10 protein-coding genes are annotated in these 15,008 nt (G+C 54.8%); 7 read left to right on the forward strand and 3 right to left on the reverse strand.

All coding sequences use genetic code 11. From position 1 onward, the window contains the following. Positions 1-82 precede the first annotated feature (82 nt). Together DY252_RS07680 and DY252_RS07685 are read left to right on the forward strand one after the other, a co-directional pair. A complete protein-coding gene (locus DY252_RS07680) occupies positions 83-985 on the forward strand; it encodes a type IV toxin-antitoxin system AbiEi family antitoxin domain-containing protein (RefSeq protein ID WP_082923568.1) in 903 nt (300 codons plus the stop codon). Further along, positions 900-1,892 (forward strand): nucleotidyl transferase AbiEii/AbiGii toxin family protein, encoded by a 993-nt coding sequence (locus DY252_RS07685; RefSeq protein WP_245960876.1) that lies wholly within the window; start codon positions 900-902, stop codon positions 1,890-1,892. The genes DY252_RS07680 and DY252_RS07685 overlap by 86 nt, the downstream gene beginning before the upstream one ends. 405 nt (positions 1,893-2,297) lie before the next feature. Here DY252_RS07685 and DY252_RS22135 read toward each other — a convergent pair whose 3' ends face one another. Then, positions 2,298-2,624: a hypothetical protein gene (locus DY252_RS22135; protein ID WP_156518950.1), complete on the reverse strand. Its 327-nt coding sequence runs from the start codon at positions 2,622-2,624 to the stop codon at positions 2,298-2,300. A 56-nt stretch (positions 2,625-2,680) separates the two neighbouring features. Between DY252_RS22135 and DY252_RS07695 the strand changes: the two genes are divergently transcribed. The 3 genes from DY252_RS07695 to DY252_RS07710 all read left to right on the forward strand — a co-directional run bounded on the left by DY252_RS07695 (position 2,681) and on the right by DY252_RS07710 (position 8,800). Then, positions 2,681-5,767 (forward strand): HsdM family class I SAM-dependent methyltransferase, encoded by a 3,087-nt coding sequence (locus DY252_RS07695; protein WP_064789960.1) that lies wholly within the window; start codon positions 2,681-2,683, stop codon positions 5,765-5,767. After that, positions 5,767-6,420, forward strand: coding sequence for a hypothetical protein (locus tag DY252_RS07700; RefSeq protein ID WP_064789959.1), 654 nt, complete (start codon positions 5,767-5,769; stop codon positions 6,418-6,420). Before DY252_RS07695 ends, DY252_RS07700 begins: the two co-directional genes overlap by 1 nt. Positions 6,421-7,150: 730 nt before the next feature. Continuing rightward, positions 7,151-8,800, forward strand: coding sequence for a recombinase family protein (locus tag DY252_RS07710; protein ID WP_064789958.1), 1,650 nt, complete (start codon positions 7,151-7,153; stop codon positions 8,798-8,800). Positions 8,801-8,967: 167 nt separating this feature from the next. Here DY252_RS07710 and DY252_RS07715 read toward each other — a convergent pair whose 3' ends face one another. Together DY252_RS07715 and DY252_RS07720 are read right to left on the reverse strand one after the other, a co-directional pair. Next, complete coding sequence (locus DY252_RS07715) at positions 8,968-10,929, reverse strand: 3-hydroxyacyl-CoA dehydrogenase NAD-binding domain-containing protein (protein ID WP_064789957.1); 1,962 nt, start codon at positions 10,927-10,929, stop codon at positions 8,968-8,970. Position 10,930: 1 nt separating this feature from the next. Next, complete coding sequence (locus tag DY252_RS07720) at positions 10,931-11,767, reverse strand: alpha/beta hydrolase (RefSeq protein WP_064789956.1); 837 nt, start codon at positions 11,765-11,767, stop codon at positions 10,931-10,933. A gap of 180 nt (positions 11,768-11,947) precedes the next feature. Here DY252_RS07720 and DY252_RS07725 point away from each other — a divergent pair, with 180 nt between their 5' ends. Continuing rightward, entirely contained in the window at positions 11,948-14,242 is a 2,295-nt protein-coding gene (locus DY252_RS07725; protein ID WP_064789955.1) for a bifunctional salicylyl-CoA 5-hydroxylase/oxidoreductase, read from the forward strand. A gap of 6 nt (positions 14,243-14,248) precedes the next feature. Then, the gene (locus DY252_RS07730; protein ID WP_064789954.1) at positions 14,249-15,007 is read left to right on the forward strand and encodes an SDR family NAD(P)-dependent oxidoreductase; all 759 of its coding nucleotides are present in this window, start codon (positions 14,249-14,251) and stop codon (positions 15,005-15,007) included. Position 15,008 lies beyond the last annotated feature (1 nt).

Genomic DNA, 15,008 nt, shown 5'->3' on the forward strand with positions numbered 1-15,008 from the left:
GCGATACTCTTGTGATGTTTTACTGGATCATGATTTTGATGGTTAAAAGCCATTAAAAGAAGACAAATTAAAAATTCAATTGATGATGTTTTCAAAAGATGCGATTTTGATGGTTATGAGCCATCAAAGAACACCAAGATTGAAACCTATGCTGGAGCGGGTACCACCCGGCTTCCTGGTTGATGCCGCATGGCTGAAGCGGTTTGGCGTCGATCCCAAATCAATCCATAACTACGCCGAGCGAGGCTGGCTGGAGCGGGTGGTCAGGGGCGTCTACCGTCGGCCACTATCACGCACGGATCATTCACCCCGCTTGAACCGGAATTCCGCTCCCGATTGGCAGCTCGTTTTGCTGTCGATCCAGTCGATTATGGAACATGAGGTTCATCTGGGAGGATTGAGTGCACTGACCTTCCACGGTTTCTCTCATTATCTATCCCTGGGCCATAAAGAGCGCATCTATCTCTATGGCGAGGTACCGTCCTGGCTTGCGCGATTGCCGGGAGAAACAGAGTTTATTGTCCGCTCGACCAACCTGTTTGCGGATGATCCGGCCGGTATCGAGAACGTGGAACGTCAACTCGAGAATTTAAACGGCAATACAGGCCCAACTGTCAGTCCATGGCATTGGCCGCTTAAGGTGTCCTCGCCGGAACGGGCGATCCTTGAGGCACTCGATGAATTGCCATCGCATGCCGGTTTTGACAATCTCGACATGATTTTCCAGGGGCTTGCCAATCTGCGCCCGAAACACCTCATGAAGCTGTTGCGCGCTTGTCACAGCATCAAGGTCAAACGGCTGTTTTTTGTTTTTGCGGATCGTCACGCTCACGCCTGGCTGAAATATCTCGACAAATCTCAGATAGATTTGGGATCGGGGCCGCGCGCCCTGATCAAGGATGGAAAAATACACCCGATCTACCGGATATCAGTCCCCGAAGCATTCATGCCCTCGGGGCACGGGGAGGGAGGTCATAATGCGTGAGCGCTATGTCGAACAGGTCCGGCTGCTGATGCGCCTTCTGCCGGTGATTGCGCGAGAGGAGGTCTTTGCGCTGAAAGGCGGTTCGGCGATCAATCTTTTCTACCGAGATTTGCCTCGCCTGTCTGTTGATATCGACCTTACCTATTTGCCGATTGAAGATCGGGCAACGTCCCTTGCAAATATTGATCAGGCACTGGACCGGATCATTGCAGCGGCAAGCCGAGATAACAGGGATGTACAGTTTCAGCGGATCGCCGGTGGCGGAAATGTCGAAACCCGGATCATGGCTACACGCGGAACGACCAATGTGAAGATCGAGACGTCTCCGGTCATGCGCGGTACGGTTCTACCGCCTGTATTGCACAGGGTATCCGATACCGTGGAAGAAGCTTTCGGGTTTGCCGAGATGCATGTCCTTTCATTTGAGGACCTGTATGCCGGGAAGCTGCATGCTGCTCTTGATCGTCAGCACCCGCGGGACCTGTTTGACGTCAAGCTGCTATATGAAAATGAAGGGCTGACTGACTATCTGCTGCGGGTTTTCCTTGTCTATGTCAGCACATCGGGACGACCCCCGCATGAATTACTGGACCCGGCACTTGTTCCGATCAAGGAACTACATGATCAGGAATTCGCAGGGATGACGCGAGACGAGGTTGATCCTGTCGATCTGGAAAACGTGCGGTCGCGTTTGATTGCCGATATCCAAAATGCCCTCACAGGGGATTTTGCCCAATTCCTGTTGTCTCTGCATGGTGGAGAGCCGGGTTTTAATTTGATAGGTTTGCCTGCAGCAGAACAGCTTCCGGCGGTTCAATGGAAGCTTCTTAATCTGCGGCGTCTTAAGGATGAGAACCCAGCCAAGCATGCGGAATTGCGGGAAAGGTTGGAAGAGTTGCTTTCCTGATATTTGTTGGAAGTAATGCAGATAGCCTGAGGAAAGGGGCCTATAAGCGTGCGATCTTCTTCGATGGGGATGCTGTCTGCCGTCAAGTTCGAACGACGCCATAAATTGAACATGTCTAACCAACTAAAGTCACTTCAGTGCGGTTCTAGAGCATAGATTCTGCAGATTTAGAGGGTGCCTTATGCTGTTCTATTTGACACTATTACTGAATAGCCGCTTCTCTCTATTGTCATTTAAGGGGCTGGAACATATAGAGAACGAAAGTGGTGTTAACCCCGTATTGATGCGGGGAGAATTCCATGCTAACATTGTCCAATGCATTACACTCAAAGTCAAATTCGTCAACTGCTTTCCATTTCGGTGGACGCCTTCCGTGCGTGGCGGAAGGCGATTCCGGCACTGGCTTTACATAAAGGGCATGCTCCCAGCTTCACTGCGGGGGATGTTGTTGCCATGGCGATTGTCGTCGAACTGGTCAGGAACTTCGGTGTGCGCGTGGGAACGGTCGGCGACCGTTTCGATCAGTTGTTTAAGGAGTGCCGGGAACGGTCTTGGCTGTCGCTTGAAAACTGCGTAGCCTTGATCGAGGCTGATAATTTTCGCTTGGTCGACACAAATGTAGCCCAACGCCGCTTCCCGGACGCTTGCACGATCTGTGTACCGTGCGCGCCAATCGTAATGCGACTGCGCTCGGCGCTTACGGTGACCGAAGGCACTCAAGTTCAAGGTCATCTCCAGTTCCCTCCCACTCCCGTCGCTATGCAGTCAGAACGACGTGGAAAACGAGCATGACCTCCACATTGACGCCGGAGTGGAAAGATCGCTTGGGGCTCATATATCGGCGCTCACCTGAACTCTACGAGTCAGCCGACGCCGTTAGCGACGTGCCGCATGCGCCTGCTATCCGGGCAGCTCTCACTGAAATGGGCGTATCAGCTATCTTCTGCGTCCAGGGCGTCCCAACTGTAGCGATCGTGGAAGCCGATCACTATGACCGTGCCGCAATACTCGACCTTCACGGCACACTGTGGAATCAGGGCTTGGCGAGCCTGTTGCTGGTAATCGCCGAAGATACGCTTAGAGCGTTTTCGCTCGCTCGCACTCCGCTTAGCGATCCAGGCGATGCGTTCGAGGCGCGCTGCCTTATCGATAGCCTAAGCCTGACGACCGAAGCCCTGAGGTTTCAAAATCTCATCTATGGCGCGGAATCTGGACGTCTCTGGAAGGACTACAGCGAGTATTTCCCGCCAAAGGAACGCATCGATCAGGTTCTCCTTGATAATCTGAATGCGTCTCACAGCCTCTTGCAGAAAGCCGGGCTTGCCGCTGATGCGGCGCAAGCCTTGCTCATACAGGCAATGTTTATCGCCTATCTTGAAGACCGGGAGATCGTAACGCCCGCCTATTTTGCGACCGTCTCCGACAAGAGAGCCGAGAGTTTCTCGGCGCTGCTTGAAACGGGCGATGTTGATCTCTTCCGGTCCTTCTTCAGAACGCTCCATGCGGATTTCAACGGCGATCTGTTTGTCGCGCCGTGCTCATTTGAGCCCATGGGCGAGGCACCCGAAGTTACGTCCGCCCATCTGATGATCTTGGCGCGGTTTCGGTCGGGCCGCGAGGAAATGGCGCATTCAGGCCAACAGCGGTTCTGGGGCTATGACTTCCGCTATATCCCGATAGAACTGGTCAGCGCTGTCTATGATCGCTTTCTAGGTGAGCGCGAGGCTGAACGACGCGCCAACGGCGCCTACTACACGCCCATGTTCCTCGCTGATACCATCGTTTCTCAAGCGTGGGAGATGTTGCCGGATGTGATACGGACGACCGGAAACTTTCTAGACCCCGCCTGCGGTTCAGGCGTTTTCCTCGTCCGCTCGTTCCAGCGGCTGTGTGAGCACTGGCGGGCCAAGCACAAGACGCAGACGATTTCCTGGAAGACGCTGCTGTCCTTGCTGAGCCAAATCCATGGCTGGGATTTGAACGGCGGTGCCGTTCGGGTCGCGGTATTCTCGCTCTACGTCGCCCTCCTTGAGGAGGTGTCGCCACGCGACATCCGTAAGCTCATCACCTGGGGAAAACTCCTCCCGGAACTCTGGGGCAAGACGCTTGTCTGCCGCGACTTTTTCGAAGTGTCGCCGGATAGCGCCCAGTATGAGGTCATCATCGGCAACCCGCCATGGACCAGTCGACGCGGTCCGGCACGTTCGTCTGTGCAGTGGAGCAAGAAGGCAGGGCATCCGATGCCCGGTGGCGAGGACGCTTGGGCATTCAGCTGGAAAGCACTATCGCATCTCGCCGACCGCGGACTGATCGCGTTCCTGTTGCCAGCGATGGGATTTTTGCACAACCACGCCCAAAACACGGTTGAAGCCCGCGACATGTTCTTCCGTAAATCTCAGGTCCGCCGCATCATCAACTTCGCGGATCTCCGATTTCAGCTTTTCGAGAAGGCCCATCGCCCTGCTGCTCTGATCATCTACGGTAGCCCGAACCCAGATAGTTTCCCATATCGTTTCGATTACTGGGCACCAAAGGCCGACCTTAATCTGCGTATCAAGCGTGTCATCACGCTGAGCAGCGCTGACAAGGTTGCACTGGGTGTGGGTGCGGTCTTGGAGAATCCGCTCATCTTCAAGCAGCGCCTTTGGATGCGCGAGCCAGACGCCAAGCTCTTCGGCTACCTCGCGAGGCTACCCAAACTAGGAGCTTTCGTCAGCGATTACGGCAGCCTGAGCCGTCGCCGCGAAGAGCCGGGCGATCGCTGGGTGATCGGGCAAGGGTATCAACCTTACAATGAGAACAGCGAAAGCGACGCGCCTCCGCTCGCCAGCGAGTACGTCGGCCGACTGCCCGACCTGCCAATTGCAGCCTATTCACGTTTGGCTCAGGCGGCAGAAGGCTTGCAGCCGGCCGGGGCATCGACGGTTCGTCGGCGCGGATTCGAGGCTGGATTCGATGGCGCTCGCATCCTTATCCCGAGGGGGGTCGAAACGTCGCAAAACCGTCTTCGGGCCGCTTATTGCGATCAGCCGCTGACCTTCCAGCATATCTTCCAAGCGATCGTTGTGCCAGACGGCCAGAGCGACCGTGCGAAGGTCCTAACGGCAATACTCAATAGTCGCATTGCGGTCTGGTACGCCTTTCATGGCACCGCTTCGTTCGGTTCGGATCGACCCGAGGTCCAGCAGGCTGATCTGCTGCGTTTGCCTTTTCCATCGCCCGACGATGTCCCTGATCGAGCCATCGCCGCTCAAGCTGCTCTTGAGCTGGTTGCGATTGTGGATGACGCACGCGAACGCTCCAACGACCCCTTCTCGATGCAGGTCGACGACGGTGCGATTCTTCGGGAAATTGACCGCCTGGCGTACCAGTATTTTTGCCTGTCAGATGATGAAATCGCGCTGATCGACGATGCTGTCGAGGCGATCCTGCCGGCGCTCCAACCCCATGAGGGTCACTATCCGAAGTTGTGGGGGGCACCAGACGAACTACAACGGGCGCAATATGCGAGAATGTTGGCGGCTAGCCTTACGGACTGGTTCAAAGGCAAGAAAATTGATGCTCGCCTGGTCGCGCGCGGAGCGGACCTCGCGATACTTCGATTGCGTCTGGGAGGGCATGAAGACTATGTTGAGGATGCAGTCGGGGGGATTGGAGACGTTCTCGAGCAACTGTCAGCGCACATTCACAGGCCACTTGATGGCAATTTTCAACTGATGCCAGACCTCCGAGTTTTTGTCGGTGACTGCCTTTACCTTATCAAACCGATGCAGATGCGCTTCTGGCTATGCTCCACAGCACTCGCTGATGCAGACGGAATAGCGCTCGATCTCCAGCAAGCAGCCGCCGTACCACGACCGCGGGGTGCTGATTGATGCTAATCGGTGATGCGCAGGGATGGGTCGAGAACTTCGTTTCATTTGATGACCGCTTTCTGGAGAGAATTGCTGCAGCATGGCCTGCTTGCATGGCCGTGCTTCCGGAGCAACCGGAGGAAGATGATATTACCATTAACCTTGTCGATCGCCTCACCAAGGACGTTGTCGTGCGTCGGCTGTGTCATTGGGTCGAGTATCAGTTCGAGCCATTTGGTCTTGCAACAGACGGGGCGAAATACAGTAAAGGCATCATCGACATCGCCGTGCTGTTCGACTGGGAGCGGGAACGATATCTAGCCTATGAATGTAAGCGGCTCAACGTGATCAATGGCGGAAGCCGCAGTTCCTTGGCCACGGTCTACGTCACACAAGGTATGATGCGCTTTCTCACTGAACAGTATGCCGAGAGTTTACCCATCGGCTGTATGCTGGGATATGTACTAGACGGAGACGTAACCTTTGCTCTGGAACGTATTTCTGGCGCCATTATTAGCCATACTCCTCTAGCGCTTACAGATGGACCCACGCCGCTTGCAGCGATAGATATGGTCGAACGCTTCCATACACGGCATACCCGGATAGCTGGAACAGAGATTGAACTTCGGCACGCACTATTTTCGAAATCCTCAGTGGCTCTACCAAACGGTTGACGGACACAGCGGAAGTGTGGGTGCCGGGCAAGAAGTCAGCAACTAAAGACCGATCCACAATCCACGCCGGGGCCGGAGGTCATGTGGCTGCTCTATTTTGCAGGTCCAGCGCACTTTACACTCACGTCACCGTTTAAACCATCGTTGGCGTATTTTCGCATTTTCCCATCTACACATTTCTGGGAAAGGGGATTGTTCAGATCGGCATTGAGGCAGAAACGCTCTATCGCTAAAGCACCTTCTGTTCGAACAGTTGTGAAAGTTTGCCTCTACAGGGAAGACAGTGTGCGCTTGTCTGCGCCCTCATTGCCACATACCTTGAGTTGAGCGCTATAACGAAGCTGCGAATGGAGGGCTTTCTGAGCAAAAACGTATGTCTGACGTATTTGAGTGCGGTTCCTATGATCTTTTGACTAGAGCATCCTGAGCATATCTATCCATTGCATAAAGAGATGGACCTATGCCTAAAAAACTAGAAACAAGGATAGCTGTAACGCTCTCGGCTAACGACAATGATCGACCGAGTGGCAGAGTGAAAACTAAGCTGGCCCCTTCTGTTCGTATTATCGCCCGTGCCATAGGCCATCATATCGCTCGACAACACTATTTGGCTTGGGAGAAAAAACAACGTCGGGCAGCCAACGACAATAGTCCTGCCACATTGGAAGAAGAGATAAAGGGGCAAGGCCCCAAAGGGTGAACCTTTTGTTTTAAGAGAAAGGAAAGCCTCATGATCCGTACAGCGCTTTATGCCCGTTACTCCTCTGACAACCAAAGTGAAAACTCTATCGAAGATCAATTCCGTGTGTGCCGGGAGCAGGCAAAGCGGGAAAGATGGCGAATTGTCGGTACCTACCATGATGCAGCAATCTCGGGTGCCAGCATTACCTTGCGGCCGGGTATTCAAAGCCTGTTGCAAGATGCGCAGACGAAGAAGTTCGATGTGGTGCTGGCAGAGGCATTGGATCGTATCAGCCGCGATCAGGCCGATGTCGCAACCTTGTTCAAACATCTGAAGTTTGCCGGTGTACGGATTGTTACATTGGTCGAAGGTGAAATCTCTGAACTGCATGTTGGCCTCAAGGGCACCATGAATGCGCTCTTTCTCAAGGATCTTGCCGATAAAACCCGTCGAGGTCTTCGTGGTCGTGTTGAGAACGGTAAGTCAGGCGGTGGGGTTTGCTACGGATATAATGTTGTAAAGCGTCTGAACAGCGACGGTGAGCCAGTTACGGGCGAGAGAAAAATCAACGTGGCAGAGGCCGAAATTGTTTGCCGCATTTTCCGTGAATTTTCTGCGGGTAAAAGTCCAAAGGCGATCGCTGCTGATCTCAATCGGGAGGGCATACCCGGACCGTATGGTCGGGTTTGGGGTGATACGACCATTCGTGGTCATGTTTCCCGAGGGACTGGCATCGTGAATAACGAACTTTATATCGGCGTGATGATCTGGAACCGGCTCCATTATGTAAAGAACCCGGCGACCGGAAGGCGGGTTTCACGACCTAACCCGGAAACCGAGTGGGTTCGGACTGAGGTGCCTGGGTTGCGTATCGTTGAAGATGATCTATGGCAGGCCACGCGTCGTCGGCAGGAAGAAATTTCCAGGAAGTATGCAAATGTTACCAAGGGTGTTCGCGCATACCATGCCGCAAAGCTCAATAGCCTGCGCAGACCGGCTTTCCTGTTTTCCGGCCTTATCAAGTGCGGTTGCTGTGGTGGTAACTACGGCATCATCACCCGGGACCGCTATGGATGCTTAAATCGTTATCGTCGTGGAACCTGTGACAATGGTCGAACAATTGTTCGGGACAAGATTGAAGCCCGTGTTCTGGCCGGGCTTACCGAAAAACTGGTTTCTGCAGAGGCGGTGGCAGAAGCGGTTCAGGCGTATGCCGAAGGTCTGAATCAGATGAACCGGGAGCGTCGTGCGCAAACTGTCCTTGATCGGCAGAAACTGGAAAAGGTCGAGCGCGGTATTGCCGGTATTATGTCGGCTATTGAAGATGGAATGTACCAGTCGGCGATGAAGGCCCGTATGGAAGAGCTTGAGCAGGAAAAACAAGAGATCATCGCGCGTATGAATGAGGTTCCCCAAGACGTTCCTGATATCCATCCAAATATTGCAGAGATTTACCGGAAGAAGGTGCAAAACCTGACCGCGGCTCTCGACGATCCGCAGATGTATGCGGAGGCGGCAGACGCAATCAGGTCCGTCGTGGGAGAAATAATTGTTACGCCCGGAGATAAACGCGGCGAATTTCAAATCAGCTTGCGTGGTGAGTTGATGGGCATTCTCGACATTGCGACCGAGCGCAAAAGCCAAAGTCCGCCTGAAGTTATAACAAAGGTGGCCTCGGGCCCCCGCAACCAACATTAAATAAGCTCGCCCTTGTGGCGGGCTTTTTTAATGTTCGCTTGCCGGGTGCATACGGATTGGAAGATCGCAAACAGGCCATGCCTGTTTGCAGGTTCTTTGCGAAGGCCAAAGGCCGGAGCTGGCGGAGCCCATAGGGCGGAGACTAATCCTGCCCCCGCAACTCTCTCCTAATCCTCATTGCCAGTCATAAACATCGGCCCGCCCTTATGCCGTGGGAAGCCATAGCCATTGACCATGACAACATCAATGGCATCAGCACTGTTGGCGATCCCTTCAGCGAGGATCTTGTCGCCTTCACTGCGCATCGCACCAAGGATGACATCCATGATTTCCGTGCTGGTGAAATCGCGCCGGATAATGCCTTTTTTAGCTGATTCGGCGATCACCAGTGCATCGACTTCTGGGTCCGCATGGGCCTTGCCATGTTCGTCATAGCGATACCAGCCAAGGCCGTTCTTTTTGCCAAAGCGGCCCATCTCACAAAGGTAATCCCCCAAAGCGACATAACGTTCGGAGGGATCGCGGAACGGGGCGAGGCGTTTGCGGGTGGCCCATGAAATTTCGAGGCCAGCCATATCCTGCATGGCAAAGAGACCCATCGGGAAGCCGAATTCGGCCATGGCGGCATCAATTTGATGGGGCAGTGCGCCGTCTTCGAGCATGTATTCACAATGCTTGCGATAGGCGGACATGATCCGGTTTCCGATAAAACCATCACAGACACCACATGGGACCGCGATCTTGCCAAGGGCGCGGGCAAACTCGAACGCGGTTGCAAGGCTTTTGGTGTCGGCCTTGTCGGTTCGGACAACCTCAAGCAGCTTCATGATATGGGCGGGCGAGAAGAAATGCAGGCCAATCACGCGCCGCGGATTGACGCAGCGGGCGGCAATTTCATTGATGTCGAGATAAGATGTGTTGGACGCAAGCACCGCATCGGCCTTGCAATGAAGACTTAGTTTGCCAAAGACATCATGTTTGACCGCCATATCTTCAAACACGGCCTCGACCACCAGATCGGCATCAGACAAGGCAGCGTAATCAATGCTGGCCGAAAGAGACGCCATCAGAGCATCAAAGCGATCCTGAGTGATCAGGCCACGCTTGAGGCTGCCGGAAAGGTGTTTTTCAACCGTCGCACGGCCATTGTCACAGGCAGTTTCATCGCGTTCGATGATCGTGACATCAAAGCCCGCGAGCAGGGACGCGGTCGCGATGCCAGCCCCCATGATGCCGCCGCCAATCACGCCGACCTCGCGGATCGGGTTAGCTTCGACACCTTTGAGTTCGGACAGTTTGGCAACCGAACGTTCGGCAAAGAAGATGTGGCGCAGCGCCTTTGACTGATCGCTGTCGCGCAGTTCGATGAATTTTTTGCGCTCAAAGGCAAGGCCTGCGTCCGCGCCGTGTTCAATGCCGTTTCGGATGGCGGAGATGGCGGCAAGCGGGGCGACCTGACCACGGGCCTTCTTCTTCGTTGCGGCTGTTATGTCATCCCATTGCGCGGAGCTCGGCGCATCGATGGGATTCCGGGCAAGAAGCGATGCCGGTGTTTCACGATTGAGGATGGTCTTGGCAAAGTCGCGTGCGGCATCGCCCAAGGCGCCGTGGGTAATCGCATCAAGCAGGCCGATCTCGTTGGCCTTGGTGGCCGAGACCGGTTTGCCGCTGGTAATCATCGAGATGGCCTCGCTGACCGGGATCAGGCGCGGCAAGCGAACGGTGCCACCTGCACCCGGGATCAGGCCGAGGTTGACTTCTGGCAGGCCGAGTTTGGCGGTGCTATCGGCAATGCGGTAATGGCAGCCAAGGGCCACTTCCAGTCCGCCGCCAAGGGCGTGCCCGTGAATGGCGGTGATGACCGGTTTGGTTGCGGCCTCTATGCGTTTGATCACGTCGGGCAGGATCGGTGCCTTGGGCGGTTGGCCAAACTCGCTGACATCAGCACCGGCAATGAAGGTCTTGCCGTCGCAAATCAATATCGCGGCGCGGATGTCATCATTGGCGTCAATCTGATCGAGGGCATCGACGATCCCGCTGCGCACAGCGTGGCTGGTCGCGTTAATCGGCGGGTTGTTGACGGTGATAACTGCAATGGCGTTTTCAAGTGTCAGTGTGACGGTCGACATTTTATGCGTCCTCTGCACTGATGGGGGTAAGCAGACAGGCAACGAGATCGGAATCCGGGTCGGTGAGATCGGCAATCACATTGAAATGGTGTTTGTCCGGGGCATGCACACTTCGCGTGCGGGCGCCAAGGCCGGTCCAGATATTGGCCAGCAGATCGTTCTGGCGAACAAATTCCGGGCGTTCATCGGCCCCGACCCAGCAGGTGATCGAACATGGTAAGGCGGGCTTCAGAAGGGCAGCACTTTCATGTTCGGCTTCGGCCTCGTCCAGTCCGAGGGTGTCGTTCATGGAGGTCCTCAGCAGCGGGCGAAGATCATGAAGGCCGGAAATGGAAACCGTGTTTTCGATCCGTGCCAGAACGGAGGACGAAAGCGGTGACGTGTGACTAACCATGCGGCTGACCAGATGGCCACCGGCCGAATGCCCCGTGATGTGGATCGGACCGGCAATCTGGTCCGAGGCATGGGTGATTGCAGCCCCGATCTGGCGGGTAATGTCGGAAAGGCGTGCATCGGGGGCGAGTGTATAGCTTGGCATGCTGACAGCCCAGCCCCTGGTCACTGCACCATTCGCCAGATGCGACCAGCTGGATTTATCAAACGCCTTCCAGTAGCCGCCATGCACGAACACGACCAAGCCCTTTGGTGTGCCAGTCGGCAGGAAAAGATCATATTTTTCGCGGGGGGCGTTGCCATATGAGATGTCAATCTGGGCGCGATTGTCGCCACTGAGCTCGTCGCGAAACTTTGCCGACTGGGTCGCCCAAATTTCCGGATAGGTTGCGGCATCGGCAATGTAATCGCCATTGGCATAAGCATCATCCCAGTCGGTAATCATGGTCGGTTCCCTGAAATTTCGTACAGCACCTGTCTGGTGCATTCTGGTTATGGATCAAATTCTAGGCAAATCCGTAGATATTTCAAACTTAAAATATTTGTGCTTGAAATAAAATAAAACGAGGCGTACCGTTTTATCAGTTTCCCGAAACAACCAAACAAATCAGGAAGGGAAAAGCTGGTGAGAGTAGCTTGTCTGGGTGGCGGTCCTGCGGGGCTTTATTTTGCAATCTCGATGAAATTGCGCGACCCTGCGCATGAGGTTGTTGTGATTGAACGCAACAAGCCTGATGACACATTTGGCTGGGGCGTGGTGCTGTCTGACGAGACGCTGGACAATCTGGCCGAGAATGACACCAAAAGTGCCGAGGCCATTCGCGCCAACTTTTCCTATTGGGATGATGTCGCGGTTCAGTATCGCGGCGAAAAGACAATTTCCACCGGTCACGGGTTCTGTGGCATTGGCCGTAAAAAGCTTCTGATCCTGTTACAAGATCGGGCACGCGAACTTGGCGTGGAGTTGCGCTTTGAGACCGAGGCCGAAAGTGCAGCGCGTTACGCCAAGGAATTTGACCTTGTCGTTGCCAGTGATGGCCTGAATTCCAGAACCCGCACCGAATTTGCCGAACATTTCCAGCCTGATATCGATACCCGCAAATGCAAGTTCGTCTGGCTGGGCACGCATCAGAAATTCGATGACGCCTTTACCTTTGTCTTTGAGGAAACAGACAAGGGTTGGATCTGGGCGCACGCCTATCAGTTTGATGACGAAACCGCGACCTTCATTGTCGAATGCACTCAGGAAACCTGGGATGCCTATGGTTTTGGCGAGATGTCGAAGGAAGAGTCGATTGCGACCTGCGAGGATATTTTCAAGGATCATCTTGGCGGTCACAATCTGATCAGCAATGCACACCATATTCGTGGTTCGGCCTGGCTGAGCTTCCCGCGGGTTTTGTGCAAAAGCTGGTCACATGAAAACATCGTTTTGATGGGCGATGCGGCGGCAACAGCGCATTTTTCCATCGGGTCGGGAACCAAGCTTGCGCTTGAAAGTGCGATTGCGCTGGCGAACTACCTGCATTCCGAAGGCGATCTTAAATCGGCCTTTGGGAAATATGAGGACGAACGCCGTCTTGAGGTCCTGCGGCTGCAGTCAGCTGCACGCAACTCGATGGAGTGGTTTGAAGAAATCGAACGCTATTTCGATTTTGATCCGACCCAGTTTACCTATTCGCTTCTGACCAGATCACAGCGCATCAGTCACGAAAACCTGCGCCTGCGCGATGCCAAATGGCTTGAAGGTGCGGAAAAATGGTTCCAGACGCAGGCGGGCCTTCCGGAAAGTGCGCCGGTGCGTCATCCGATGTTCGTGCCTTATCAGTTGCGCGACATGTCGCTTAAGAACCGCATCGTTGTCTCGCCGATGGCACAGTACAAGGCGGTTGATGGCTGCCCGACCGACTGGCATCTGGTGCATTATGCCGAACGCGCAAAGGGTGGGGCAGGACTGGTTTATACCGAGATGACCTGTGTCTCGCCGGAAGGTCGCATCACGCCGGGCTGTCCGGGTGCCTATGATGCCAGCCACGAGAAGGCCTGGGCGCGGATTACAGATTTCATTCATGCCGAGACGGATGCCAAGCTTTGCATGCAGATCGGTCATTCCGGGCGCAAGGGTTCGACCCAGCTTGGCTGGGAAGAAATGGATGCACCGTTAAAGGATGGCAACTGGCCGCTGATGTCGGCATCTGCCATCGCATGGTCGGACCGCAATGCGGTGCCCAAGGCCATGACGCGTGAAGACATGGATATGGTTCGTGATCAGTTTGTTGCATCTGCCAAAATGGCCGATCGTGCAGGCTTTGACATGATCGAGGTTCATGCCGCGCATGGCTATCTTCTGTCATCCTTCATCAGCCCGGTCAGCAATATCCGCGATGACGAATATGGTGGATCGCTTGAAAACCGGATGCGTTATCCGCTTGAGGTCATCAATGCCGTTCGTGCGGCATGGCCCAAGAATAAGCCGATGTCGGTGCGTATTTCGGCCAATGACTGGGTCGGTGATGCGGGGATTACGCCCGAAGAGGCGGTCGAGATCGCCAAGATGCTGAAAGCCAATGACGTCGATATTTGTGACGTTTCGGCGGGGCAAACGACAACGGATGCCAAACCTGTTTATGGCCGTATGTTCCAGACGCCGTTTTCCGACCGTATCCGCAATGAAGCCGGTATTCCGACAATGGCGGTTGGCAATATCTATGAGGCCGATCACGTCAATTCGATCCTGATGGCCGGGCGTGCCGATCTTGTTTGTTTGGCGCGACCGCATTTGGCCAATCCGTATTGGACGCTGCATCAGGCAGCCAGCCTTGGCAATCGCACCGAAAACTGGCCGGCGCCATACTATGCCGGGCGTGATCAGATGTGCCGTCTGGCCGAGCGGGCTGAAACCATGACCGGAAAGGTATAAGCACCGATGACCGATCTTGCCGTTCATAACGCATTGATCACCGGCGGCGGTACCGGTGTCGGGGCCGTGATGGCCCGGATGCTTGCCGATGCCGGGGTGAAGGTTGTGGTGTCCGGACGGCGATCAGATGTGCTGGCCGAAGTTGCCGAACATCAAAACATCACTGCCATCGTGGCCGATGTCACCGATGAAACTTCAGTGCAAGATATGTTCACGACCATGGTCGATGTGGTCGGTACCCCCGATCTTGTGATCGCCAATGCCGGCATGGCCGAAAGTGCCCCGATTGGTAAAACATCGGTCGATCTGTGGCAACGGACCATGGATGTCAACCTGACCGGGACGTTTTTGACGTTCCGCGAAGGATTGGCTGCAATGGACAAGACCAAGCCGGGGCGGCTGATTTCAATCGCCTCGACCGCCGGGCTCAAGGGCTATGCCTATGTCACGGCGTATTGTGCAGCGAAACATGGCGTTGTGGGCATGGTCAAGGGCATGGCGGCAGAATTGGCCACCAGCCCGATCACGATCAATGCGGTTTGTCCGGGCTTCATGGAAACGCCGATGTTGGAAAAGTCGGTGGAAAACATCGTTGCCAAAACCGGCATGAGCAAGGATGCCGCGCGCGCAAGCCTTGCCAAAATCAATCCGCAAAACCGGTTCATTCAGCCTGAAGAGGTTGCTGAAACCGTCATGTGGCTTTGCAGCCCCAAGGCGGCATCGATAACGGGACAGACGATTTCCGTTTCGGGAGGAGAAGTATGAA

It is taken from the genome of Thalassospira indica (assembly GCF_003403095.1).
GTDB classification, from domain to species: domain Bacteria; phylum Pseudomonadota; class Alphaproteobacteria; order Rhodospirillales; family Thalassospiraceae; genus Thalassospira; species Thalassospira indica.

Excerpts from the sequence above, each read along its gene's own strand:
- DY252_RS07680 (WP_082923568.1), top strand. The coding sequence starts at position 83 with ATGATGTTTTCAAAAGATGCGATTTTGATGGTTATGAGCCATCAAAGA.
- DY252_RS07685 (WP_245960876.1), top strand. The coding sequence starts at position 900 with ATGGAAAAATACACCCGATCTACCGGATATCAGTCCCCGAAGCATTCA.
- DY252_RS22135 (WP_156518950.1), bottom strand. The coding sequence starts at position 2,624 with ATGACCTTGAACTTGAGTGCCTTCGGTCACCGTAAGCGCCGAGCGCAG.
- DY252_RS07695 (WP_064789960.1), top strand. The coding sequence starts at position 2,681 with ATGACCTCCACATTGACGCCGGAGTGGAAAGATCGCTTGGGGCTCATA.
- DY252_RS07700 (WP_064789959.1), top strand. The coding sequence starts at position 5,767 with ATGCTAATCGGTGATGCGCAGGGATGGGTCGAGAACTTCGTTTCATTT.
- DY252_RS07710 (WP_064789958.1), top strand. The coding sequence starts at position 7,151 with ATGATCCGTACAGCGCTTTATGCCCGTTACTCCTCTGACAACCAAAGT.
- DY252_RS07715 (WP_064789957.1), bottom strand. The coding sequence starts at position 10,929 with ATGTCGACCGTCACACTGACACTTGAAAACGCCATTGCAGTTATCACC.
- DY252_RS07720 (WP_064789956.1), bottom strand. The coding sequence starts at position 11,767 with ATGATTACCGACTGGGATGATGCTTATGCCAATGGCGATTACATTGCC.
- DY252_RS07730 (WP_064789954.1), top strand. The coding sequence starts at position 14,249 with ATGACCGATCTTGCCGTTCATAACGCATTGATCACCGGCGGCGGTACC.